The 23,611-nt window shown below is 63.2% G+C and carries 22 protein-coding genes; 5 read left to right on the forward strand and 17 right to left on the reverse strand.

Going from position 1 to position 23,611, the window contains the following annotated elements; translation table 11 throughout:
* Positions 1 to 307: 307 nt before the first annotated feature.
* Together G520_RS0116580 and G520_RS0116585 are read right to left on the reverse strand one after the other, a co-directional pair.
* Positions 308 to 1,522 (reverse strand): MFS transporter, encoded by a 1,215-nt coding sequence (locus G520_RS0116580; RefSeq protein ID WP_028536621.1) that lies wholly within the window; start codon positions 1,520 to 1,522, stop codon positions 308 to 310.
* 15 nt (positions 1,523 to 1,537) lie between these two features.
* A complete protein-coding gene (locus G520_RS0116585; RefSeq protein ID WP_028536622.1) occupies positions 1,538 to 2,173 on the reverse strand; it encodes a HugZ family pyridoxamine 5'-phosphate oxidase in 636 nt (211 codons plus the stop codon).
* A gap of 53 nt (positions 2,174 to 2,226) precedes the next feature.
* On the opposite strand from G520_RS0116585, the gene G520_RS23260 reads away from it, so the two are divergent.
* Positions 2,227 to 2,796 carry a GNAT family N-acetyltransferase gene (locus G520_RS23260; protein WP_051229478.1) on the forward strand — a complete coding sequence of 190 codons (570 nt, stop codon included), beginning with the start codon at positions 2,227 to 2,229 and terminating at the stop codon, positions 2,794 to 2,796.
* On the opposite strand, the gene treC is transcribed toward G520_RS23260, so the two are convergent.
* The 5 genes from treC to treR all read right to left on the reverse strand — a co-directional run bounded on the left by treC (position 2,784) and on the right by treR (position 9,524).
* A complete protein-coding gene (treC, locus tag G520_RS0116595; RefSeq protein WP_028536623.1) occupies positions 2,784 to 4,433 on the reverse strand; it encodes an alpha,alpha-phosphotrehalase in 1,650 nt (549 codons plus the stop codon). The genes G520_RS23260 and treC overlap by 13 nt on opposite strands.
* Positions 4,434 to 4,508: 75 nt before the next feature.
* Positions 4,509 to 5,948 (reverse strand): PTS system trehalose-specific EIIBC component, encoded by a 1,440-nt coding sequence (gene treP, locus G520_RS0116600; protein WP_028536624.1) that lies wholly within the window; start codon positions 5,946 to 5,948, stop codon positions 4,509 to 4,511.
* 116 nt (positions 5,949 to 6,064) lie between these two features.
* Complete coding sequence (locus G520_RS24110) at positions 6,065 to 7,465, reverse strand: sensor histidine kinase (protein WP_028536625.1); 1,401 nt, start codon at positions 7,463 to 7,465, stop codon at positions 6,065 to 6,067.
* Positions 7,449 to 8,603, reverse strand: coding sequence for an FIST N-terminal domain-containing protein (locus G520_RS0116610; RefSeq protein ID WP_246542647.1), 1,155 nt, complete (start codon positions 8,601 to 8,603; stop codon positions 7,449 to 7,451). The genes G520_RS24110 and G520_RS0116610 overlap by 17 nt, the downstream gene beginning before the upstream one ends.
* Before the next feature lie 210 nt (positions 8,604 to 8,813).
* Complete coding sequence (treR, locus tag G520_RS0116615; protein WP_028536627.1) at positions 8,814 to 9,524, reverse strand: trehalose operon repressor; 711 nt, start codon at positions 9,522 to 9,524, stop codon at positions 8,814 to 8,816.
* Between the two features lie 102 nt (positions 9,525 to 9,626).
* On the opposite strand from treR, the gene G520_RS23270 reads away from it, so the two are divergent.
* Positions 9,627 to 10,172 (forward strand): MarR family winged helix-turn-helix transcriptional regulator, encoded by a 546-nt coding sequence (locus tag G520_RS23270; RefSeq protein WP_051229479.1) that lies wholly within the window; start codon positions 9,627 to 9,629, stop codon positions 10,170 to 10,172.
* A gap of 39 nt (positions 10,173 to 10,211) precedes the next feature.
* Positions 10,212 to 11,771 carry a DHA2 family efflux MFS transporter permease subunit gene (locus tag G520_RS0116625; RefSeq protein WP_028536628.1) on the forward strand — a complete coding sequence of 520 codons (1,560 nt, stop codon included), beginning with the start codon at positions 10,212 to 10,214 and terminating at the stop codon, positions 11,769 to 11,771.
* Here G520_RS0116625 and G520_RS0116630 read toward each other — a convergent pair.
* The 7 genes from G520_RS0116630 to G520_RS0116665 form a co-directional block, all read right to left on the reverse strand.
* Entirely contained in the window at positions 11,768 to 12,976 is a 1,209-nt protein-coding gene (locus G520_RS0116630; RefSeq protein WP_028536629.1) for an MFS transporter, read from the reverse strand. The genes G520_RS0116625 and G520_RS0116630 overlap by 4 nt on opposite strands.
* Positions 12,970 to 13,734 (reverse strand): aKG-HExxH-type peptide beta-hydroxylase, encoded by a 765-nt coding sequence (locus G520_RS23275; RefSeq protein ID WP_084637683.1) that lies wholly within the window; start codon positions 13,732 to 13,734, stop codon positions 12,970 to 12,972. Before G520_RS23275 ends, G520_RS0116630 begins: the two co-directional genes overlap by 7 nt.
* Positions 13,700 to 14,692 carry a ThiF family adenylyltransferase gene (locus G520_RS24115; protein WP_051229481.1) on the reverse strand — a complete coding sequence of 331 codons (993 nt, stop codon included), beginning with the start codon at positions 14,690 to 14,692 and terminating at the stop codon, positions 13,700 to 13,702. The genes G520_RS23275 and G520_RS24115 overlap by 35 nt, the downstream gene beginning before the upstream one ends.
* Before the next feature lie 18 nt (positions 14,693 to 14,710).
* Complete coding sequence (locus G520_RS0116650) at positions 14,711 to 16,024, reverse strand: periplasmic substrate-binding domain-containing protein (protein ID WP_028536631.1); 1,314 nt, start codon at positions 16,022 to 16,024, stop codon at positions 14,711 to 14,713.
* A 97-nt stretch (positions 16,025 to 16,121) separates the two neighbouring features.
* Complete coding sequence (locus tag G520_RS25090) at positions 16,122 to 16,268, reverse strand: hypothetical protein (RefSeq protein WP_156877001.1); 147 nt, start codon at positions 16,266 to 16,268, stop codon at positions 16,122 to 16,124.
* A gap of 565 nt (positions 16,269 to 16,833) precedes the next feature.
* Positions 16,834 to 18,060, reverse strand: a complete 1,227-nt coding sequence (locus G520_RS0116660; protein ID WP_028536632.1) for an SAM-dependent methyltransferase — start codon at positions 18,058 to 18,060, stop codon at positions 16,834 to 16,836.
* Positions 18,061 to 18,343: 283 nt separating this feature from the next.
* On the reverse strand, positions 18,344 to 19,399 hold the full coding sequence (locus tag G520_RS0116665; RefSeq protein WP_028536633.1) for an FUSC family protein: 1,056 nt from the start codon (positions 19,397 to 19,399) through the stop codon (positions 18,344 to 18,346).
* 119 nt (positions 19,400 to 19,518) lie between these two features.
* Between G520_RS0116665 and G520_RS0116670 the strand changes: the two genes are divergently transcribed.
* Positions 19,519 to 20,319 (forward strand): alpha/beta hydrolase, encoded by an 801-nt coding sequence (locus G520_RS0116670; RefSeq protein WP_028536634.1) that lies wholly within the window; start codon positions 19,519 to 19,521, stop codon positions 20,317 to 20,319.
* A 22-nt stretch (positions 20,320 to 20,341) separates the two neighbouring features.
* Here the strand turns inward: G520_RS0116670 and G520_RS0116675 are convergent, their stop codons facing one another.
* Both G520_RS0116675 and G520_RS0116680 read right to left on the reverse strand, forming a co-directional pair.
* Complete coding sequence (locus G520_RS0116675; RefSeq protein ID WP_156877002.1) at positions 20,342 to 20,728, reverse strand: hypothetical protein; 387 nt, start codon at positions 20,726 to 20,728, stop codon at positions 20,342 to 20,344.
* 78 nt (positions 20,729 to 20,806) lie between these two features.
* A complete protein-coding gene (locus G520_RS0116680; protein WP_036666412.1) occupies positions 20,807 to 22,183 on the reverse strand; it encodes an MFS transporter in 1,377 nt (458 codons plus the stop codon).
* A 441-nt stretch (positions 22,184 to 22,624) separates the two neighbouring features.
* Between G520_RS0116680 and G520_RS0116685 the strand changes: the two genes are divergently transcribed.
* Positions 22,625 to 23,194 (forward strand): RBBP9/YdeN family alpha/beta hydrolase, encoded by a 570-nt coding sequence (locus tag G520_RS0116685; protein WP_028536637.1) that lies wholly within the window; start codon positions 22,625 to 22,627, stop codon positions 23,192 to 23,194.
* A gap of 26 nt (positions 23,195 to 23,220) precedes the next feature.
* On the opposite strand, the gene G520_RS0116690 is transcribed toward G520_RS0116685, so the two are convergent.
* Positions 23,221 to 23,611 (reverse strand): triphosphoribosyl-dephospho-CoA synthase (locus G520_RS0116690; protein WP_028536638.1); only part of this gene is annotated, 391 nt, incomplete at its 5' end.

Raw genomic sequence — 23,611 nt, forward strand, 5'->3', positions numbered from 1 at the left:
CTGGAATCTGACTGCTCATTCCCCGGACGGTTCCTTGCCGGCCGCGGCGCGTCCTGCTTTCGGAAAACTCCAGCATGGCCGCCCGATTATTCGTGGCCTGGTGCTCAAGGATTCCGATCGCGCCTCGTTGCGCGAAAGGGCGCGGGAGGTCGGGTTCGTGCCCGAAGCGCAACGGCTGCCGTCGGGTGCGGTGCAGCCCCGGGTTCGAACCGTCTCGCGCGATTGTTCTATCTGCCGAGGCATCCGCGCCCGGTGGAGAGGCGGGGCTGTTTCTCGGGTGGGTCGAGGGTGGGCACGGACGATGCCGTCACGACGCAGAGGATCTTTCAAGGGTCTCGCGCTGGCGTAGTGCGGGGAACAGGCGTGCCCACAGGGCCAGGATCAGCAGGGTTCCCAGTCCGCCGAGAACGATGGCCGGCACCGTTCCGAACCAGGCGGCGGTGACGCCGGATTCGAATTCGCCGAGCTGGTTCGATGTTCCGATGAATATCGAGTTTACGGCACTGACCCGTCCGCGCATCGCGTCCGGCGTTTCCAGTTGCACTAGCGAGGAGCGAACCACGACGCTGATCATATCGGTGGCCCCCAGCATTGCCAGGCACAGCAATGACGTCGGCATCCAATGCGACAGCCCGAATCCTATCGTGGCCAGCCCGAAGCCTGCCACCGCGATGAACAGCGTCCGTCCCACGCGTCGTCGCAGAGGGCGGCGCGCGAGATAGACGGACATGGCGAGGGCACCGGCGGCGGGCGCCGAGCGCAGCAGCCCCAGCCCCCAAGGGCCGGTGAGGAGGATGTCGCGCGCGACGATGGGGAGCAGGGCGGTGGCGCCGCCGAGCAGAACAGAAAACAGATCGAGCGAGATGGCGCCGAGGATGACGGGTTGCCGCCTGACAAAGGCGACGCCGCCGAACAGGGTGGCCAGGGACGCGGGCTCGCGCTTTGCCGCGGCGGCCGTGACCACCACCCCGGCGATCAAGCGACTGGCAGTGAAAAACAGCACGGCGCTGCTGCCGTAGGCTGCGGCCGGTCCCAGCAGATAGACCAGTCCTCCGAGCGCGGGTCCGACAATGGTTGCGGTCTGACGGGCGCTCGCGTTTGTGGCCAGCGCGGCAGGCAAGGATGCGGTGCCGACCAGCGCGGGGAGCAGGGACTGCATGGCGGGCGGCTCGAAGGCCCGTGCGGCGCCCAGCAGCGCGGCGCAGGCGAAGATGGAGGCCACATGAAGGTTGTAGCGACTGCCCAACGCGAGGGCGGCGACCAGAAGCGCGCAACTAGCCTGCGCGTAGAATGCGATGCGGCGGCGATCATGGCGGTCGACGATGTAGCCGACCGGAAGCGTCAGCGACAGCTGCGGCAGGAATTGCGCGAGCCCGACCAGACCGAGGCTCATGGCGCTGTGTGTCAGATCGTAGACATGCCAGCCGAGGGCGACGACCAAAATCTGATAGGCCGTGCTGGACGCGACCTGGGCCATCCAGAACCGGCGGAACGATGTGTTGTGGCGAAGAGACGAAGACAAGGGGCGTTCCGGGGCTCAGATGGGAGCGGTGCGCTGCTGGAGAAAGCGGCTCAGTGCGTCGTCATCCAGGGCGTCGGCAAAATCGGAACGGCGGCGTTCGCCATCCTGTACAAAATCGATGCCGAAGCGGTCGAGCCCGCATATGCCGCTGTCGGCGGCAAGCGCGGCCAGTCGTTCGGCCTCGGCATCCGCCTCCAGCACCGGCAGGGACTCCAGGACATCATGCTCGATCCAGCCCATGCGGCCGAAACCGGCGACCAGGCGGATACGCCGGGGCTCGAGGCGGTAGAAGGCGAAGTCCCCGAGTTCCAGATAGAGGGCAGCATGCGGCAGGTAGCGCAGGTAGCGGTCCCGGGTGGCGCTGTCGATATCTATACGGGTAACATCACCAATCATGGTCAGGCGTGCCGCATTTTCGGCATGCAGCGCATCCGGATCGGCCAGGGCGAGACTGGCGCGCGGATCGCTGTCGAGATTGCGGGTATGCTCGGCTAGCTGGCTGATCAAAAAAAGCGGGCGGTGCCGTGAGTCGGTCGCGAAGGGCAGGGTGCTCGCAAAAGGGTAGCCGGGAAGCGCGACGGAGTGCGTCGCCAGTGTTCCTGCACTGCAGCGGTGCAGCAGATTGAGTGCGAGGCCGGTGGGTATTTTCATCGTGGCTGCCGGGTCGGTGCGAATGGACTTTATTGTACTTGAATGGAGAACCGATGCGGGAAAAGCTGTGCCACGGAGCGTGGCAGGACCTCGACATTCCGCGCCGCGAGGCGCTGAAGCGTTTGTTGACACGAGTCTGGCCCGGCGACGAGGCACCGGATCTCCCCTGGTTCGATGCGTGCCTGGAACCGTACTCGGTCTGGATTGCGCAGAATGGCATCGCGCTTGCGCACGCCGCCATTCTGCACAAGACCGTGCGGGTCGGCGGCGAGTCCTTTCTGGCCTGCGGCCTGAGCTGCGTTGCCACCGACCCCGATTTCCGCGGTAGGGGACTCGGGCGCCGCGTGCTGGCCGATGCGACCTGGACGCTGCTGGAAGGGCGGGCGGATTTCGCGGTATTCACCTGCGACCGCGAGCTGTTGCCGTTTTACGCCGAGAGCGGCTGGCGCGAGGCCGACGCTCTGGTTCTGCGCGCGGGAGAAGGCGCCGCCGCACTGAGCAGCGAACACATGCCGGACAAGGCTGTCCTGCTGCGGCTGATGTCGCCGCGCGCGCGCGCGGCGGCGGCGCATTTCTCCCATGGCGTGCTGACCCTGGGCCTGCCCGACGGTCAGTTCTGGTAGGGACGGAGCCGCCACACCAGCGCCTCGTAAGGCCCGAGCCGCAGCAGGGGGGGCGGCGCGGTGCCGCCAAACAGCGTTTCATGCCGCCAGCCGCGCGGGATGGCATCGTCCGTCAATCGGTAGTCGACGCTGCTGCCGTAAAAATTGCAGACCACGAGCAAGCGCTCGTCAGCGAGTTCACGCGTATAGGCCCAGATCCGGGCGTGGTCCGGGCTCAGGCAGCGGTAACGGCCGTCGCGCACCACCGCCAGCGATTTGCGCAAGGCAATCAGTTCGCGGTAGCGGTGGACGACCGAGTCCGGGTCGCGACGCGCGGCCTCGACATTGACTTCGTGCCAGTCCGGCGCCAGCGAGATCCAGGGCTCGCCCGTCGAGAAGCCGCCGTTGAGGCTGTCGTTCCACGGCATGGGGGTGCGTCCGTTGTCGCGTGATTTTTGGCGGATCGCCGCCATGATGTCATCGCGGGCGACGCCCGCCGCGACTTTTTCGCGATAGATATTCAGGGTTTCCACGTCGCGATAGCTGTCTATGTCGGCAAAGCCCGGATTGCGCATGCCTATCTCTTCGCCCTGATAAATGTAGGGCGTGCCCTGCAGCAAGTGCAAGGCCGTCGCCAGCATCTTGGCCGCTGCCACCCGTTGAGCGCCGTCGTCGCCGAAGCGCGAAACCACGCGCGGCTGATCGTGGTTGCACCAGAACAGGGCGTTCCAGCCCCCTCCGTCATGCATGCCGGTTTGCCATTCGGACAGAATGCGTTTGAGCTCGATAAAGTCGAAGGGCGCGGCCTGCCATTTGTCGCCGCCGGGGTAGTCGACCTTGAGATGATGAAAGCTGAAGGTCATCGTCAATTCACGGCGCTCTGGGTTCGAGTAGCGTACGCACTCGTCGATCCGGGTCGAGGACATCTCTCCCACGGTCAATAACTCCCGGCCGGCGAACACCTCGCGGTGCATGGCCTGCAGATAGTCGTGCACGGCCGGACCATCGGTGTAGCGGCTGCGTCCGTCCCCGTCGTCGTCGGCGAAGGTGGGGTCCTTCGAAATCAGGTTGATGACGTCGAGCCGGAAACCGGCGATGCCTTTGTCGGCCCAGAAGCGCATCATTTCAAAGATGGCGGCGCGCAGGCGCGGATTCCTCCAATTCAGGTCGGCCTGCGTTTTATCGAACAAGTGCAGATAGTATTGTCCGGTCGCTTCGTGGAAATGCCAGGCCGACCCGCCGAATTTGGATTGCCAGCCATTGGGCTGGTCGCGCCACAGGTAATAATCGCGGTAAGGATTGTCGCGAGATTCGCAGGCGGCCTTGAACCACGCATGGTCGGTCGATGTGTGATTGACCACGATGTCCATCACGATCCCGATGCCGCGATCGCGTGCGGCGGCGATCAGCCGTTCGAGATCGCCCATGCTGCCGTAGGCCGGGTCGATCGCATAATAGTCGCTGATGTCGTAGCCGTTGTCGCGCTGGGGCGAAGCGTAGACCGGCGTCAGCCACAGGTAGTCGACCCCGAGCCAGCTCAGGTAATCGAGCTTGGTCAGTATGCCGGCGATATCGCCTGTCGCGTGACCTGCATGGCTGCAAAAGCTTTTCGGATAGATCTGGTATACAACGGCGTGTTTGTAGTCGATTGCGTTCATGGTGGTGCCGGATTCCGGGAAAGAGACCTTCCGCCGCCGAGGGCGGAAGGCCGGGTTTGCGTCGCGCTTGACGGTTCAGACCGCCACGAGCTTTTTGCTGGCGCTCCGGCGCGAGAGCACGAAGGTCAGGACAAAGGGCAGCACGATTGCGATGATCATGCCCAGCATGAAGCGGGGAATGAATTGCGGAATGATCGAGATGAAGCCCGGCAAGCCGCCGACACCGATGGCCGACGCTTCGACGTGGCCGAGCGAGATGAACGCTGCCGCGCAGGCCGAGCCGGCCAGTGCGGCATAGAACGGGAACTTGAGCCGCAGGTTGACCCCGAACATGGCGGGTTCCGTGATGCCGAAGTAGGCCGAGATGGCGGAAGTCGAGGCCATGCTTTTTTCGGTGGCATTGCGCGAGACCCAGAACATGGCCAGAGCGGCGCTGCCTTGCGCGATATTGGACAAGGCGATCATCGGCCAGATGAACGTTCCGCCGTGCGAGGCGATCAACTGCAGATCGACGGCGATGAACATATGATGCATGCCGGTGATCACCATGGGGGCGTACAGTGCGCCGAACAGGACGGCGCCCAGTGCGGGTGCCAGATTGAAGACATGAACCAGGCCGTCGGTGATGAAGATGCCGATATGGCGCGTGACCGGACCTATGACGGCCAGCGCCAGCGTGCCGCTGACGACGATGGTCACGATGGGGACGATCAGGAGCTGGATGGAGTTGGGAACCACCGCTTTGAGGCGCTGCTCGATCTGGCTCATGACCCAGGCCGCAGCCAGGATGGGCAGGATCTGGCCCTGGTAGCCGACTTTTTCGATGTGCAGGAAACCGATGTCGAAGTAGGGCAGCTGCGCGCCGCCGAGACCGGCCTTGGCCGCGCCATAGTTCCATGCATTGAGCAGATCCGGGTGAACGAGCAGCAGGCCCAGCACGATGCCCAGAATTTCGCTGCCGCCGAACCGTTTGGCGGCCGACCATCCGACGAGCGCGGGCAGAAACACGAAGGATGTGTTCGACATCATATTGATCAGACCCCACAGGCCATCCAGCCCCGGGTAGGCCGCCAGCAGGCTTTTGCCCGGGATGAACATGCCCGGTGCGCCGAGCAGATTGTTCACCCCCATCAGCAGGCCGGCGACGATGATCGCAGGCAGGATGGGCATGAAGACGTCGGAAAACACTTTGACGAGGCGTTGCAGCGGGTTGAGCGTGTCGGCCCCCGCCGACTTGACCTCCGCAATGGTGGCTTGTTGCAAGCCGGTCTGCTCCAGCAGCGCATCGTAGACATGGTCGACTTCGCCGGCGCCGATGACGACCTGGAACACTCCCCCGGTACTGAAGGCGCCTTTGACGAGATCGACGGCGCGCAGCGCGTCGAGAGAGACGCGGGCTTCGTCGCGCAGCGCGAGGCGCAGACGCGTTACGCAGTGGGCGGCCTGGGCAATGTTCTGCCGTCCGCCCAAGGCCTCAATGATCTGTTTTGCCAGATCAGCATAGTCATGATTCATTGTTGACTCCTCGCACGTGTGGTGTTGTGTGCGAGTAGCTTAACTTGTGTACACAAGTCGGGTCAATGACTTGTGTACACAAGTTCAAGCTCGGACGGAGTGGACAGAGCGCTCGCCTATTTCTCCTTCAGCAAGGGGAGCAGCAGGGTAAATTCGGCTTCAAGGTCGCCGATTTTTCCTTCTGCGTTACTCATCTGCCCGGAGCGGGCCTGGGCGGCGATGACCATGCTCAGGCGGGCCGCCGGGATCGCACCGAGCCCGAGAAACAGATCCTTGAGCACGAGCGCGGTACGCTGGGCTTCGTCCCTGTCGGCGGCAAGGACGGCCTGGTGCAATGCCGGCAACAGCTCCACGCGTTCCAGCAGGGTCCGTGCGGCAGCTTCTGCCGTTTGCGGCTCTGCCTCCATGAGCGCATGGCGATAGTCGAAGCCCGCGTCGCACAGGGAGAACACCGCTTCGTCCCGCGGGGGGTCGCATCGCGTCAAGGGCACCCGAACCGTGAAGGTGCTGCCGTTTCCCGGCTCGCTATGCACCACGATTTCGCCATCCATGACCGCCACCAACTGTTTGGCCAGCGACAAGCCCAGACCGGTGCCGCCGAAGCGTCGCGTACTCGACGAGTCGGCCTGGGTGAAGGGTTCGAAGATGCGGGACAGGTTTCTGCTCTCGATGCCGATGCCGCTATCGCGCACCGTGAGCACGCCGTATGGACCTTCCGCGCCGGAAGCCGCTTCGAGGCGAACGTCTATCGTTCCCCGTGCGGTGAATTTGATTGCATTGTCGAGGAGAACGGTCATGATCTGGCGCCAGCGTCCCGGATCGCCGAGTATCCAGGCGGGGAAGTCGGGGTCGACTTCCAGCCGCAGCGCGAGGTTCTTGTCCTGGGCGCTTGCCTGGTGGATGCGCGCGGTTTCTGCCAGCAGGCGGGGCAGGTCGATGGCAACCGGCACGAATACCAGTTTTCCCGATTCGACCGCCGCGTAGTCGAGCATGGTGTCTATGATGTGGAGCAAGGCGTCGGCCGAGGACTTGACGACTTCCAGGCAGGACCGCTGCTGGCTGTCGAGGCGGGTTCCCAGAGCCAGGTCGGTCATGCCGACGACCCCGTTGATCGGCGTGCGCAGCTCGTGGCTCATTGTCGCGAGAAATTCGGTTTTGGCGCGGCTGGCGGCTTCGGCATTTTCGATCGCGCGGACCAGATCGTGCGTCTGCTCGGTCACGAGCTCGGACAAGTGCGCCTGATGGCGCAATAGTTCGGTCTGCGATTGCTTCAGTTCGTCGGTCAGGCGCTGCAGGTCCCTGTTGGCCTGCTCGTTCTTGAGCAAGGCCGCGTGCAGATCATGAGTACGGGCCTTGACCTGGTCTTCAAGCATCAGTGTGGCCTGGAACAGATTGAGTTCCGAGTCCTCGCCACCCCCCTCCACCTTGTCCATCAGTACTTCGATCACCCTGTTCTGGCGCTCTATCTCGGCCAGCAGGCGTGTGCGCTCGTCCGCGACTTCAAGCTTGGCGCTCATCGTCGTCCTCCTGCTTGCGCCCAAAAGCAATGCCGGACAGGGTCTGGTTGATATGCACGCCGCGGTATTGTTCGCCGTAGGTGGCAAACCCGACTACATGATTGTCGCGTCCGAGCGCGTCAACTTCCGCCGCCAGCCCCGTATTCTGTATTTCCAGGCGACGCAGTATGCAGTCGCAGGCGATGATCAATTGCGGCGGCTCGCCGAGAGCCTGCGCGATATCGGCGAATTGCGCGCGCAGGTCTTGCGTCAGGTTCTCGCCTCTGGCGAGGCGCAGCACCATGCCCTGCTCGATCGCACAGTAGAAACGCAGCGCGCCATCCGGCATGACTTGCTGGATCGAACGCACGTAGTGTTTGCCGCCAAGCTTGACCATGACCGGGATGTGCGAGAACAGGGCCGGGTCCAGGCTGTCGACGCCGGCATTGCGCGCATATTCGGCCGCCGCCGGTCGGCCGTTGAGTTCGTAGACGAGCCGTTGTGCGGCATCGGCGCGGGTGACGACCATTCTCTCTTCGCGCGGCGAGAAATGCTGGGTCATGAACAAATGAAACGGCAGCCGGGTCGCGAGCAGAATCAGCACGGCGCGGCCGGAGTGGAATTCGCCGTCGCAAAAGACGTGAGTGCGCTGAAAGCGCATGCCGTCGCCTGCCGATCCGCCGACCATGAAGACGGCACCGAGCGCATTCTGCACGGTGCGGGTGACGATTTCCTCCTTGACCGACAGCCCGTCTATCAATTGCAGAGCCAGTGTATTGACCGACTGGACCCAGGGCGCACGCGTCTCCAGTTCTTGACGCAGCGCCTGTATCTTGTCTCTGGCGGCAGCAGGGTCGAACGCGGGGAGTATCTGCAGTTGAGCGGCGACAGCCAGGTAATCCGGCCCTGCAAAGCCGACGCCGGTCAGTGTGTGTTCGCGATAGCCCTGCGGGCCGTAGCCTCCTGCCGTGGTGCAGCCGACGAGGAGAACCCCGGCGAACAGGTGCTTGAATTCTTGTGTGAGCAGGTCGAGATCGTAGTCGCAGGAGCAGAAGAAAATCACCAGGGAGAGGCCGGGGCCTGCCAGGCCGCGATGAAATTCGGTAGCGGCGGTGCGGGCATCGGTGGCGCAGGATTGCGCCGTCCGTATCTGACTCAAAATCGTCTCCTGCGCAGTGGGCCGGGCTGACTTGCGCTATCATGTGCGGGCACACGAGGACGCTACGCCATAGGGTCCGAAGGACGTTTACGATCGGACAAAAGTATTGCTTACCCGAAGCATAGTCAAGTCGGGCGTTGATGCACTATACCCGTTCGGCGCCGCGGCATGTTGGGCGGGTGCGGATGAAGGCGGGGGGCGGTGCTGCAACTAGCGGCGTGCGATGTCCGAAAAAAGGAATTTATCCAGTCGATGGCGGGATTCGGTGTATTCGAACTGCTGGCCGTCGTACAGGAATGTGCGGTTCTTGACCACGATGACGTGGTCCGTGCCCTTGAGGTCGAGATAGCGCCGGTCCAGTTCGTTGCAAGGCTGGGCCTCGATCACGCGCTGGGCGTAACTGATCTTCAGACCCAGCTCGTGTTCGATATAATGATATATCGATGCCGAGGCGATGTCGCGGTCGAGTCCCGGAATGAGCGCTGCAACGAAATAGTTGAGGTCGAGGATGACTTTTTCGCCGTCGATAGTCCGAACCCGCTTGATGTGGTCGACGCGCTCGCCCGTGCCGACTTGCAGCAGCGCGGCGAGACGGGGATCGGCATCCAGGGGCAGGAACTCGGCAACCTCGGTTTGGACTGTCCTTCCCAGCTTGAGATTGACCTCCTGGAAGCTGACGATGCCTCCGAGGTTAAACTCGATATTATCCGGGCTGAGCACGAACATGCCTTTGCCCTGGATTTTTTGGACGTAGCCCCGCTCCTGCAGCAGATCGAGCGCCTTGCGGACTGTGCTGCGGCTGGCCTGGTGATGTTCGCTCAGCGTGTTTTCCGAGTCGAGCTTATCCCCATGCTGCAGCTTGCCGTTGCTGATCTCGTTGAGGATGCTCTGGTAGATCTGGTTGCACTTGCTCGTTTTCATTTCGCTAGCAAAGGGATAAGGATGGGCGTCGGCGATTTTAGCACTGCGGCAGGAAACGGGGCGCGTTTTGACTTTTATGATTCACGAATGTATTATTAATATATGAACAAACAGCATGTTTCACACCCCTCGCTGGACAAGATTCAGGACCGGATCGACGCCATCGTCAACTTCATTCCGGGCTGCGACTCGCAATTGCTCATGTTGCGCGTGTTGATGAAGTTGATCACGGCTGATTTGAACGAGCGCATGCGTGAGGTGCTGAGGGAGCATGATTTCCATCCGGTGAGCTTTACGGCTTTGATCATGCTGATCAATTCCAACGGCGCGCCGCTCAACCCTTCCGAGTTGTCGGACATGACCGGCGAGTCGCGTGCGAATACCACACGCATCTGCGACGAGCTGGTTGCCAGCGGGTATCTGGAACGGCATGCCAATCCCGAAGATCGGCGTCGCGTCGATCTGTTTCTTGCGCCAGCCGGCGAAGAGGCCGCCCGGACCCTGCTGCCGGCCGTTCACTCGCGGGTCCTGGCGCCGTTGAAGTCCCTGACCGCCACCGACCGCGACGGGCTCGAGGCAACGCTCAAACACCTGCTCGCCACACTGGAGGTCGACAAGGATGGCGCATGTCCGGCGGCATCGAGGTAAGACCGCGAGTACTCAACAGACCTGCCAGGAGACCTGTCGTTGACTCTTGAATCAAACGGCGCGCCGCGCCGCCCGGCGCCGCTGGTCGGCGGCCAACTGGCTCTGTTGACCCTCGCCGTCGCCTTCGCGACATTCATGGAAGTCCTCGACACGACGATCGTCAACGTGTCGGTGCCGCATATTGCAGGCGATCTCGGAGTCAGCTCGACCCAGGGAACCTGGGCCATCAGCTCTTACGGTCTGGCCGCCGCCATCGCCGTGCCCTTGACCGGCTGGCTTGCGCAGCGTTTCGGCCAGGTGCGCCTGTTCGTCTTGTCGGTCATCCTTTTTACTCTGATGTCGATGCTGTGCGGGGTTGCCGACAGCCTGCAATCGCTGGTGGCATTCCGTTTTCTGCAGGGTCTGGTGTCGGGCCCCATGGTCCCCTTGTCGCAGACCTTGCTGCTGGCCAATTATCCCGATCACAAGAAAGGCCTGGCGCTCGCACTGTGGTCGATGACGGTGGTCGTCGCGCCGATTTTCGGTCCCATGCTCGGCGGCTGGCTGACGGACAGCTATAGCTGGCCGTGGATCTTTTATATCAATGTGCCGGTCGGCGTGCTGGCGGCGCTGCTGTCGTGGCGGCTGCTGCGCGATCGCGAGACGATGATCGTGAAAAAGCCGATCGACCTGATCGGGCTCGGACTGCTGGTGCTTGGCGTCGGCTCGCTGCAGGTCATGCTCGATAACGGCAACGATCTGGATTGGTTCAATTCGCATCTGATCATCGGACTGGCCGTGGTGGCGGTTCTGTCGCTCACCTATCTGGTGATATGGGAGCTGACCGATGCGCACCCCGTGGTCGATCTGTCCCTGTTCAAGGCGCGCAACTTCCGCTATGGCGTGTTGACCCTGTCGATGGGCATGTTCTGCTTTTTCGGGAGCACGGTGATTTTCCCGCTCTGGTTGCAGACGGTAAAAGGCTACGATGCGACCTGGTCGGGTCTGGCGACGGCCCCGGTGGGGGTGCTTGCCTTTTTCCTGTCGCCACTGGTCGGCCGCAATATCCATCGCATCAATCTGCGCTTGATGACATCCTTTGCGTTCATGATTTTCGCGCTGACCATGTTCTGGTACGCGAGCTTTACCCTGGATACCGCTTTCGATCAGCTGATCTGGCCGCGGGTCGTGCAGGGTATCGGGGTCGCCTGTTTCTTCGTGCCGCTCAACCAGATCATTTTATCCGGCATCGGCCCCGACAGGATGGCTGCGGCATCCGGGCTTTCCAATTTTTTCCGGACGCTGTCGGGCAGTTTTGCGACGGCCATCGTGACCTTTGTCTGGACCCATCGCGAGGAGATGCACCACGCGCAAATGACCGAGTCGGTGACTGGGTCGGCGGTGGCGACCCAGGATTATCTGGCGCGGCTGGCCGAGCAGGGCATCAATGGCGGCGCCGGCTTTTCCAGCATCGACCTTACCATCACGCAGCAAGCCTATATGCTTTCCACCAGCGAGGTATTCTGGGCCATGGGGCTCATCTTCACGTTGATGATCGGCGTGGTCTGGCTCGCGCGTCCTCCTTTCGGCGCGAGCGGCGGGCAGGGCGGCGGCCACTAGGCGCCTGCCGTAGACTGGCGCCGGTCGATCAGCAGGCACGCGGCCGCCAGGGCCAGCGCGCATAACAGCGCATAGATCCAGCCGATATCCAGACTGTTCCCGATCCGGTGCAGCATGGCATAAATCACAAGCACGCCGCTGCCCGCCACGCTCAGGCTGCCGGCTTGCAAGCGCCCCAGAAACGCATCGTCTGTCAGATCCTGCGCCAGGGTCAGGCTGACGGCCCAGGCCGCCATGCCCAGCCCGACCAGCGTGTAGAGGGCGCAGGCCTGCGCCAGCGTTCGCGATAGGGAGAACAAGGCCAGCGCGAGCGCCAGCAGCATGATCAGCCCGAATAGCGTCCGCCTTGTCGACAGGGTCCGGCACAGCACTGGCGACAGCAAACCTCCCGCACATACCCCCAGGGAATAGAGCGCTTCCAGCCAGGAAAATTCGCGCGCGCCAACCCCGAGCGTCCTGCTGGCAAACGGAACCAGCACGATCGGGACCGTCATCAACAGCATCATGACCAGGGCCTGCACCAGATAGGCTGCGCACAGTCCCTTCGTCTGCCTCAGATAGCCGAGGGCGGCGCGGCACGCCCACCATGGATTCGCCTCCGCCGTCCTTGAACGCGATGTCGGCGGCAGGGCCGCGCACAGGAGTGCCGCCACGACAAAGCAGCCTCCGCCCAGCGCAAATGCCGCCGCCCCGCTCGTACGCGCCAGCAGGAAGCCGCTTGCCGTCATGCCGGCAATGGTGCCGAATTCATAAAGGATGTCCACGGTTGCGTTTGCCTCGAGCCGCCGCGTCGGCTCGAACATATCCTTGACCATGGGCAAGGCCGCCGGGAAGTAAAAAGCCTGAAAAATCCCCAGTGTGAGCGCCAGTGCGGCAATGGGCAGGCCATGGCCGCCCAGTTCCGCCAGCGCGAACACGATCAGCGCGACGCCCCGTACGGCGTTGGACAGGGCAAGAAGCGCGCGTCGGTCGTAGCGATCGGCACAGACGCCGAAAACGGGGCCGAACACGACGGACGGCAGCCACAGACACGCCATCAACCATGCCAGCGTGCCCAGCGAAGCGCTGCGCTGCCATCCGTCCCAGGCCAGCGCGATATAGATCAGGCCATTGCCGAAGGTAGCGATCAGTCCGCTGGCGGCGAAGAAGCGATAGGGACGGTGCCGGAACAGGGATGCCCGTGTGCGCAACTCGGCAATCAGCATGGCGTACTCTCGTCTTCCAGCGCGCGCAGCAGACGCCGGCCCGCCGTGGTGAAGCCGTCATGGCAGGACAGGGACGACAGTGCCTGCCCGAGCTGGCGACGGCGAAGCGCGAGCCGTACGGCGGCGCCGGCGCCGAGGGCGCGGGCGATGGCGGGCTCGCATAGCACCATGGTGACACGACGCAGAACAAAGGCCGCGTGCAATACTCCAAGAGGCGAACGCAGACTCGAGCGCAGGGGGCTGGGCAGCGGTGGTCCGGGGTAAATCAGGGGGTCGACGCTCTGACGCAGGAAAAGATCGAGATGGGACGCTTCATGCACCATCGCTTCGACAAAGTCCAGGCAGCGCCAGTCGCGTTTGGGCGCAAGCAGGATGCAGCCGGGGAAGGCGCGGGTGCTGGCGGCGATCAGTGCGCGGTGCTCGACCAGCAGTATTCTGCCCACCAGGCGCGCGAGCACGGCCCCGGCGGCCGGGGCCTGGCTCGTGATCAGCTTCCAGGCCTGGCCGACTCGGCGTTCCAGCACCGGATCGCGGCGCAAGGTGCCGGGCGGCGGCTCGGGCTCGAGCGCCAGCTCGCGCCCGATGGCATGCACCAGCGCATGGTCGGTGGCTGGCGAGTCGGTGTGGTAGTAGGCCAGGCGCGCCTTGAGCGGCAGTGCAGGGCTGTGCCCGACCCTGGCGCAGACAGGCAGGCGCTGAAGCAGGTAGCCGACCAGTTCTGCGTCAAAAATCGAGGCGCTGATCCGTGCCATTTTCATAGCAGTATTCCCCCAGTGTGCTCAGATTGAAAGGGTCCAGCGTCAGTTCGCGGTTCAGGCACAGGTTGCGACGCAGGTGGTAAAAGTAATTGATGACTTCGTTGCTCATGATCGCGCACAGAAGGCTGTTGGTTGAGGGGAGTGAACCGGACAGGGGTTTGCTGCGCACCCCGCGCAAGGGAGCGAAGCGCACGAGATAGCGGCATGCGGCGTCTCTTCCGACCAGGAGTGGCCCCGCCTTGATGCTGTCGTGGGCGGTCGATCCGAACAGGACCGGTGTGCCACTTTCGAGTGCGTAAGTGGCGACAATGCATGCGGCCCGGGCGGGCGGGGTGTCGATGCCCGAGATCACCATGTCGCTGCGCGGCAGGATGGCATGCAAGGCCGCAGCGGAACGGACGCGGTGTTCGATGCAGCGGATATGCGAGCGCGGGTTGAGCTGCCGCATTCTTTCGGCCAGGCAGCGGGTTTTGGGCTGACCGATGTCGGCGGGGAGGTAGCCATACTGCCGGTTGAGATTGGATGCGCCGACGCGGTCGAAATCGACCAGGGTGAAACGGGTGAATCCGGACAGTAACAGATTCAGTGCGACATTGGCGCCGACGCCTCCCAGGCCGAGGATGGTGAGGTGGGTATCGGGGTCGAAGTCCGGGCAGTGGCGTGCGTCGGCCAGGTAGTGGCAGAAGAAATCATAGGATTTTTCCAGCGGACTATCCTGATAGCGGGTGCGATAGCGCACCAGCAGCCCTGTACGGATGAGTTTTCCGATCAGGGCGCCGAGCACGCTGACGGAGGCATGGCTGTGTAGTCTGGCGGCAGACAGGCCCTGATCGCATTCTTCGATGAAGCTGGCGATGCGCCGCCGCTCGGTGCCCGGTGTGATGACGTAGCTGGTTTTTCCGTAGAGGATGATACGGCCGGCAGCGAATACCGGTGTGGCATTCAGTTTCCAGTGCATGGGGACTCCTGTCGCGCGTCAGACCGCAGAAACAAAACTGCCGACCCGGAACACCGAGTCGGGATCGATGCCCTCGCGCACGAAGAACCCTTGCGGCAGCTCCAGCAAGGGAATGGCGATGCCGTGCGCTTGCAGCAGGGTGTCGAGGCCGGCGTACAGGACATCGTCGGCGCCAGCGCCGGCCGTCAAGCGTGTGTACAACTCCCGTGCGCGCAGGTCGGCCGCCTGCGGTAGCAGGCCGCGCGCCAGATCGGCTCGATACAGCAGCAATGGGGTGCTTTTGAGCGAGACACGGATTTCGAGTCGCAGATGCGTGTTGGCGATGCGTTGCCCATATCCTTCCTGCACCGCCTCCAGAGACCAGCCGTGTCGCGCCCATTGTCGCCGCAGCTCTTCGACGATCTGACGGTTGGGGTAGAAATCCTCGTAGGCGATGCGGATGCGCTGGCTGGCGGGCGCCAGCGCCGCACGTCCATCCGGCGCGCCCCCGGTGCCGAGGGGGCGGTGGTAGGATGTGGCCACCGCCGGTACGTCGTGCAAGTGGTGGCGCAGCGTTTCACGGTCGCAGGCGTAGGTCAGTTGCCGGCGCAAGGGTTCCGCCAGCTCCGTGAAGCGTCCGCCGGCGGCAAGCAGCAACATCATCCCATCGTGACAGCGATAGAAATCGCGGCTCAGACTGGCGGCGGCATAGAGTGGGTAGACGAGCGCCGTGTCGGCACTGACGTCGACGTGTTTGCGCGAGTAGGCGCTGGCCGTTCCGTCGTGGGCGATTCGCCGAAAGTGCAGCGTGCCGAAGGCATTCGCCGCGGGTTCGAGGCAGAAATGCGGGTTGATGCCCAGATGGCAGCCTTCGTCGTCGCGCTGCAGCAGGCGATAGGGGCCGGCCGACCGTTGCGGGTCGACGGGGTGCATGGGGGACAAGGCGATTGCGCACAGCAGGTGTGCAAAGAAGCGGTTGGCCTGCCCCAGGTCGCAGGCCAGGCGATCCGGTGCAGGGCAGTGCACGCCCAGATACTCGGATTGGCCACGGGTGTAGGCCGCGAAGCCGGCCAGATCCGACAGTAGCGTCCGGAAGCGGTTGCCCGGGTCGCGGCAGATCACCCTGATGGTGCGTCGATAGTCTTCTGCCGTGAGCCGCCTGGCATCGTCCCAGCGCAAGTCGTCACGCAGCTTGAATTGCCAATGGCGGTAGCGGGCGTCGTGCCGGACCGCGGCGGCGGCCAGCGGGGCGGGGCCGCCGACACCATCGCGTAGCAGCGGTAACGCTGTCTTGGAATGGATGCGCTGCCCGCACCAGTCCGAGACCCTCCACCACTCGGTCTCATAGGGCATGGCTTCCAACGCCAGGGTAAGGGGAGATGTTGCGCAGGCAGGCATGGCTTGTCACCTCGATCGGGATGGGCCCCGTCTTGCGGACGGGGCCGCGGGCTTAGCAACGGTGGATGGCGTGCATCAACTCATCGCTGATCTCGATGACGGCCAGTGGAATGTCATCCTGGTCGGGTTCGATCTCTGCATCGAAGAGGGGGGCAAGTGCGACCTCAGCGTCGGCTTCGGCGTTTTGGAGGGTGTCCATTGTTGACTCCTTGTGAAAAATACCGGCGCATTTGCCGGGTGATTCATCTTAATTTTTCACTTGTTCAGGAGTAAATTGCTAAAGCAGCGATATGGCCTGCTAAAAAGACCAGTTTTTCGTATTTTTATTTAAATAGACTATAGATTTAAATAAATTGCAAACAGTATGAATTTCGCGATTTATTAAGTGTAATGGCTTTGTTTACCGAAACAGGGCCCGGCATGGAAAGCCTCTTTGCCCGGATGGATTCATAGCGCACGCCGGCTATTGGCGTACCCGGGGTGCGACGCGATCGAGGGGCGCCGCGACTCTCTTTTTCGGCGGAATCCGGTTCGACCGTCCCGGCAGCATGCGGGCATCGCCCACCGCGTTGTTCCGGGCTCCCGTCGCCCGGATTTCCAGCGCTTGCGTACCAATGCCCTTCGGCGACGGCAGGCGGCATGGCATTCCCACGCGCGGTCGTCTCTGGCGGCGGCATGCCATGCTGTCGTCCGGCGTTGGCCAATCCTGCCCAGCCGGGCCGGGCCGACTGTGCGTCATGCCCACGGCTCGGCGCCGCGCGAACTCAGCCGGCGGCCGGGTAGATGTAGCGGCGCGACCAGGGTAGCGTCTGCGCGCTCGCTTCGGCCGCGCTGCACACAATCTGGTAGATGGATACTTGATCGATGTCGAATGCGTGAGCGCAGCCGGCCAGATAGACGCGCCAGATGCGGAAGGTCTTTTCGTCGACCAGCGCGGCGATATCCTCGCTTTGGGCTTCGTAGCGGTCGGACCAGTGGGTGAGCGTGCGCGCATAATGGCGCCGCAGGTTTTCGATGTCGAAGGTTTCCAGCCCGGCCTGCTGCATGGAGTAGACGACTTGCGACAGATGCGGGAGCTCACCTTGCGGGAAGACGTATTTGTCGATGAAGTCCCCCCCGCCATGCCGTGTCTCGCCCCCCTCCGGGTCGGTCGATGTGATGCCGTGGTTCAGGGCGATACCGCCCGCCGACAACCGGTTGCGTACGATTTTGAAGTAGTCGGTCAAATGCTTGCGGCCAACGTGCTCGAACATGCCGACGCTGGTGATGCGATCGAAATGACCATCGACATCGCGGTAGTCCTGCAGGCGTATCTCGACCCGGTCCTGCAGGCCTGCGGCGGCAACGCGCTCGCGGGCGAGGCGGTACTGGTTCTCGGACAGGGTGATGCCGACGCAGCGCGCGCCATAGTGTCCGGCCGCGCGTAATACGAGCGCGCCCCAGCCGCAGCCGATATCCAGCAGGGTCTGCCCTGGCCGCAGGCGGATCTTGGTCAGGATATGATCTATTTTCTTGCGCTGGGCGAGGTCGAGGTTTTCATTCCCCTCCTCGAAGTAGGCGCAGGAATAAACCATGTCGTCATCGAGCCACAGACGGTAGAAGTCGTTGGAGACGTCGTAATGGTATTGAATCGCGCGCTTGTCTTCCTGTTTGAGATGCGAAAAATGCTTGACCGCCCGCAGCAGCGCGCCCGCATCGCGCAGCGTGGCCCCCGCCAGAGCGTAGGCGCAACGGATGGCGTCGTGCAGCGGGCCATCGATGTCCAGCTTGCCCTCGACATAGAGCTGTCCCAGGCTGGCCAGGCTGGGCGACAACAGCAAGGGCAGGCTGTCGGGGTGCCGCACCGTCAGGGTGACGCTGGGTTGGTCGAAATGGCCGAAATCGAGTTGGTGTTCGCCCCATAAATCGGCTCGCAGCGAGATATTGGCGCGATGGCGGATGTCTTCCGCCCAGTGTTCGAGTTTTTGCATCACAGCGTGCTGGAAAAACATGATGTCCTCCGTCAATGTGGGGCTCAACGTCGTACTTCACTGCTCGTGTGTGGAATGGTGTCGCGGAATTGTTGCCGTTCTTCGCGTGCGAGGCGCCCGTTCGAATGCGATTTCGCCGCTGACGAGCTGGCCTTGCGGGCGGAGGGTGGCGTGTGAACGAAGCAGGGTGGCGCGACAATGCTGTACTGTTCGTAGTTCGCGGCAACGGCGGGCTTCGGGCGAACAGTTCCGATGATTTTGCGCGTACTGCATCCGGGCGGCAAGGGGTGCCGCCCGGATTTTTTCAATGCGGCAATCGATGGTGCCGCGCAGAAGGCGGGAGCGTGGCGCGGGTGCGGATATAAATCAGCGCGCCGATCCCGGCGATCGCGCATCCCAGTACGGTATTCTCCATGCGTGCGATCGCGAGGCTGGTCGAGGCCTGCGGCCCTCCGAAGTCGAGCAGCACCATCACCAGGGCCGTAATCGGCACAACGGCCATCCAGTAACTGCGATTGAGCAGCAGTGCGGTCGAGGCCGAGAAACCGGTAATGATCAGCGCCAGCAGGATATCGTTGTGGCACCAGGTCAGAACCGCCCAGCCGAGCAGCGCACCGAACAGGGAACCCGCCAGGCGCTGCACCATCTTGTAGATGCTGAGTTGCGGGTCGTAGGCGGTCACGATGGCGATCGTCAGCGGCACCCAATAGGCGCGCTCGAGTCCCAGCCCGTAGGCGATTACATAACCGGCCAGAATCTTGCTGGCAAAGTAGATGGTGAAGTGGGCGTTGTTATTGCGCCGTCTTAACAGGCGGCTCATGGCTTCGAACAGCATCGGTCCGAACTGGGGTTCGGGTCGGGCGAAGAGCCAAAGATCCACGAGGACCGAGAATATTCCGGCCAGACCGCCTGCCAGCAAGTAAGTGCCGGCCAGCGGCGATAGAGTCGGATCGCTATTGCCGAACAAGAAGGCGATCAGCCAGTACTTGCTCATCAACTCGACGGCGTTGCCTGTGCCTTGCAGCCAGCCGGCAAGCAGGGAAAAGGCGAGCAGGAAGGCCAGCGGCGCGCCGGGCACCCAGCGGCCGACGAAGCCGGCGATGCCGCATAGCAGCATGCCGACGGTCATGTAAACCATGGCGGTCATGCGCTCGGATGTGGGGCCGCCATTGTCGACGAACATGGTGTAGAACCCGGCGACGCCGCCATAGACCGCCGGCATGAATTCGCCGCGCACGAGCGCGACAGCCAGGGGCAGGCCGACTGCGATGGAGGCGCGCAGTGCCCGGCGCCAGTTGGGAGGCTGGCGCCGGTCGAAGGTCAAAGCCTGGGTCAGGTAGTTGCGCATGATGTCAGTCATTTTTTTATCGTGTTGCGGCACGGTAGAGTAATTTCGTGCAGGTGACAAAGGAATTGCCTGAATGTCTGTGATAGCATTTTGGAATGAGCGCCATGTCACGGCGGTGCAAGGAGCATGTCATGCTGGCTTACGCGACGATCAACGGCTTGTCGCTGCGCTATTTTGATTCCGGCGACAAGGGCGATGCGGTGGTTTTTCAGCACGGACTCGCCGCCGATCACACTCAGTGCCTGGAGGTGTTCTCCGGTCTCGATGGCTTGCGCCGGATTACCCTGGAAAGCCGCGGCCACGGAGCGTCGGCCCTTGGGGACACGCAGGCGCTCACCATCCCGGTTCTGGCCGATGATCTGCTGCGTTTGCTCGACCGCCTGGGCATCGATAGCGCCTGGTTCGGCGGGATCTCGATGGGGGCGGCGCTTGTTGCGCACCTCGCCAGCGCACACCCGGAGCGGGTGCGCGGGCTGCTGCTGGTCAGGCCTGCCTGGTTCGATGCGCCGATGCCGGTCAACCTCTGGTGCCTGCTTGCGTTGGCGGCGCTGATGCGTCAGTACCCGCCGGCGCAGGCGCGCGCCCTGTTTCTGGCATCCGACAGCTATCGGGAAATAGCGGCAGCCTCGCCCGATAACGCGGCTGTCCAGCTTGCCTTGCTCGAACGAGACGACCCGGAGGCGCTGGCTGCGGTACTGTCCGGCATCATCTGCTGCGACCCCGGTGTTGCTCCCGCCACGATCGCCGGGCTGGATATTCCTGTCGCCATTGTCGGCAACGAGCAGGATCCGCTGCATCCTTATGCCCTAGCCAGGCGCTGGGCGGCGGCACTGCCACAGGCAAGCCTGAGCCTTGTCCCTTCGCGTTCCCAGGACCGGGCCCGGCATTTCTCCGAAATCGGTGCCCACCTGCGAGCGCTGTGCGCCGGATGAGCATGTTCGTTCCCGGCTGCGTTCAGCCGGAGCGGTCAACGGAGGGGGGCGGGGTCTGGGGCAGCACGACAGCCTGCGACGGTCCGGGCGCCGCCGCATGGTTGAGCACGAAGGTCATGACAGTGATGCCTGCCGCCGACATGGCGAATGCCAGGCCGACTATCCACTTCACCATGTCGGCGAAGCCGCTGTGCATTTCGCTGCGCAGGCCGGACAACTCCTGACGCATGTCGGCCCGGGTCGTCAGCATGTCCGTGCGTAGTCCGGACAACTCCAGGCGCATGTCGGCCTGGATGGCCAGCATCTCGGAGCGGAACCCGGACAGTCCCTGGTGCAGGTCGGTCTTGGTCGCCAACGTTGGCACTATCGTTTCAAGCTGTGTTTCCATTCGGCCAAGACGGGTTTCCATGCTCGCGCACTCCAAGTGTCATCGACCTTTATTGTCCTGCCCGCTCGTCTGACCGGCAAGCCTGCGCGGTGCCGACGTTCAAGCATCCTGAGGGGCGGCTGTGAGCGCGCATCCGGCGTTGTGCGGCAAACGTCGGGTGGGGAATACCGATGCCGCAGAAAACAGACCGATCACCAGAAAAGCAGGCCAGAAATCAGAGGCCTCTATGTGGCTGTGGCCCTGCCAGGCGTTTGAAAGCTGCAGGGCCACGCCAGCAATGGTGACGCCCATGCCCAGCGAAAGCTGCTGCACCACGCTGGCCAGGCTGGTTGCCCGGCTTGCCTGTTCGTCCCGGATGTCGGCGTAGACAATCGTATTGAGACTGGTGAACTGCAATGACGGGAACAGGCCGCCGAACAGGACGACAGCCAGCATCAGCCACAGCGGTGTCGTCATGGTGAACAGGCCGTAACTCGCGATGGCAAGCCCGGCGAACAGGGCGTTGTACAGCAGAACCGTGCGGTAGCCGAAACGGTGCAGCACCGGCCCGGCGATGGCTTTCATGCTGATGGCCCCCAGCGCCGAAGCGCAGGTGACGAGGCCCGATGAAAAGGCATTGCGCCCCATCCCCTCCTGCAAGGCCAGCGGCAGCAGAAAGGGCACGGCTCCCAGCCCGATGCGGAATAGGGAGCCCCCGAGCACGCTGGCGCGGAAAGTGGGAATCGCGAGCAGGCGCAAGTCGAGCAGCGGCTGGGCGGCGCGCTGTGCGTGCCGCCAGTAGCCGACCAGCAGCCCTGTGCCTGCGGCGCACATCGCCACGATGATCCAGGCGGCGGCAAGCCCGCTGCCGACCAGGGCGAAACCCAGCATCAGCAAGGCGCTACCCGAGGCTGAGAGTGCGAAGCCTGCGATGTCGAGCGCACCGCAGTCTTCGCGCCAGTTTTCCAGATAGCGGCTTGCCAGGAAGAGTCCGACCAGGCTGATCGGAATATTGATCAGGAAAATCCAGCGCCAGTGGAAGTAGGTGGTGATGAACCCGCCTAGCGGCGGACCGATGACCGGGCCGAGCAGGGCGGGAACGGTGAGATAGCCTATGGCGCGTATCAATTCGGCCTTGGGGATCGTGCGGAATATCACGATGCGTCCGACCGGCACCATCATCGCGCCGCCTATGCCTTGCAGGAAACGGGCTGCGACAAAGCCCAGCAGCGAGTCGGACAGTGCGCAGCACAGCGAGCCCGCCATGAAGACCGTGATGGCGGCGGTGAAGACTCGCCGCGCGCCGAAGCGGTCGGCGGTCCATCCGCTGATCGGGATGAAAATGCCGAGACCGACGACGTAGGATGTCAGGGCGAGCTTGAGTGTGATCGGATTTTGCCCGAGGTCGTGGGCAAGAGCTGGCAAGGATGTGGTAATGACGGTGGCGTCCATGTTTTCCATCAACATGGCGCAGGCAACGATCAAGGGGACGAGCATGGCGGCAGATGAGTGAGAAGTTACCCGCCCAGTCTGGCGTGAGACGGCGGGCGGTGCAATCGTTTTCAACGGGGCATGTTGTTAATGTTCATGTTGTAGTCAGTATTATTCATAAAGCAATTAAATATCTTTAAATCGCCGTGCGCGAGTCTCTCCGCCGCCTGTCTGATGCCGGCGCGGCTGCCCGGCGGCGGGGTTTGCCGTCATTCTGCACGGGCTGTCGGCAATGCCATCGACGCCAGGCCGCAGCACTGTGTCGCATCGGTCATTGCTTTGCAAATACGTTAATTGCCTTGACCTAACGCATGTCGTACGGATCGCCTTCTCGCCGTGCGTTACGGAAGTCGCGGCGCGGCTGGCGGGACGGTTGTGACCGGCTTTGAACTGGGTCATAATGGTTTACGCTATTTTGTCTATACGGCCATCATTGAGGAAGTGGACATGCAGGAGAGTCAGACCCGGATCGTTGAACAGCAACTCGCCGAGGCGCTCGCGCGCTTTGAGTTGGTGTTGGTGCCGGGACTGTACGATAGCGGTCCCGAGCATTGGCAATCGTGCTGGCAGCGCCGTTTTTCCGGTTGGCGGCGGGTTACGCAGCGCAGCTGGAACGAACCCGATATCCATCGATGGACCGATGCCATCAAACGTACGCTGACCCAGTGTCAGCGGCCTGCCGTGCTGATCGGGCATAGTCTCGGCGCACTGGCCACGTGCAGCCTGCTGGACAGCGGCACGGTCTCCGTCGCCGGAGCCATGCTGGTGGCGCCGGCCGAGCCGGCAAAGTTCGAGCTCGAAGACCATGTCCCCTGTAGCCGACTGCCGGTGCCTAGCGTGGTGGTCGCCAGCCACGACGATCCGCTGATGCGTTTCGACCGTGCAGAGTACTGGGCCGGGACCTGGGGCAGCCGCCTGATCGATCTCGGCGAAGCGCAGCATATCAATGCCGAGGCTGGTTTTGGTCCCTGGCCCTACGGCTTGTCGATTCTCAGCGAGTTCATCGCGACGCTTTGATTCCGGGTGGGGCTCGCGTCCCGTGGCTATCGAAGCGGCGCTCTTTCCGGGAAACGCGCGAGAAAGCAGGTGACGGACAGCAGGTCGGCGCTGCCGCCCGGGCTCAGATTGCGTTCGATCAGCGCGTCGTCCAGGGCCGCCAGCCGGTCGCGCCCCTCGGCGTGAAGCACCCCGCCGTCCCGCAACAGCGCGCGGGCTGCCTCCCGCACGTAGTCCAGACCCGCCGGCCCGCCGCGCGACACCAGATTGGTATCGGCATTGCCCGCCATCAAATGGAGCAAGGCCTGCAACAGCGACGTTTCGTCGTCGTAGCCGGCCTCCAGCAGCCGCAGATAGACCGGCAGGGCCAACTGCCGTGCCGTGGCATAGCCCGAGGCCGCTTCCCCGCGCGCGCCGGTCAGGCCGTAGCGTCGGAAC

This window comes from Paludibacterium yongneupense DSM 18731 (assembly GCF_000422925.1).
In the GTDB taxonomy this organism is placed as follows: Bacteria; Pseudomonadota; Gammaproteobacteria; order Burkholderiales; family Chromobacteriaceae; genus Paludibacterium; species Paludibacterium yongneupense.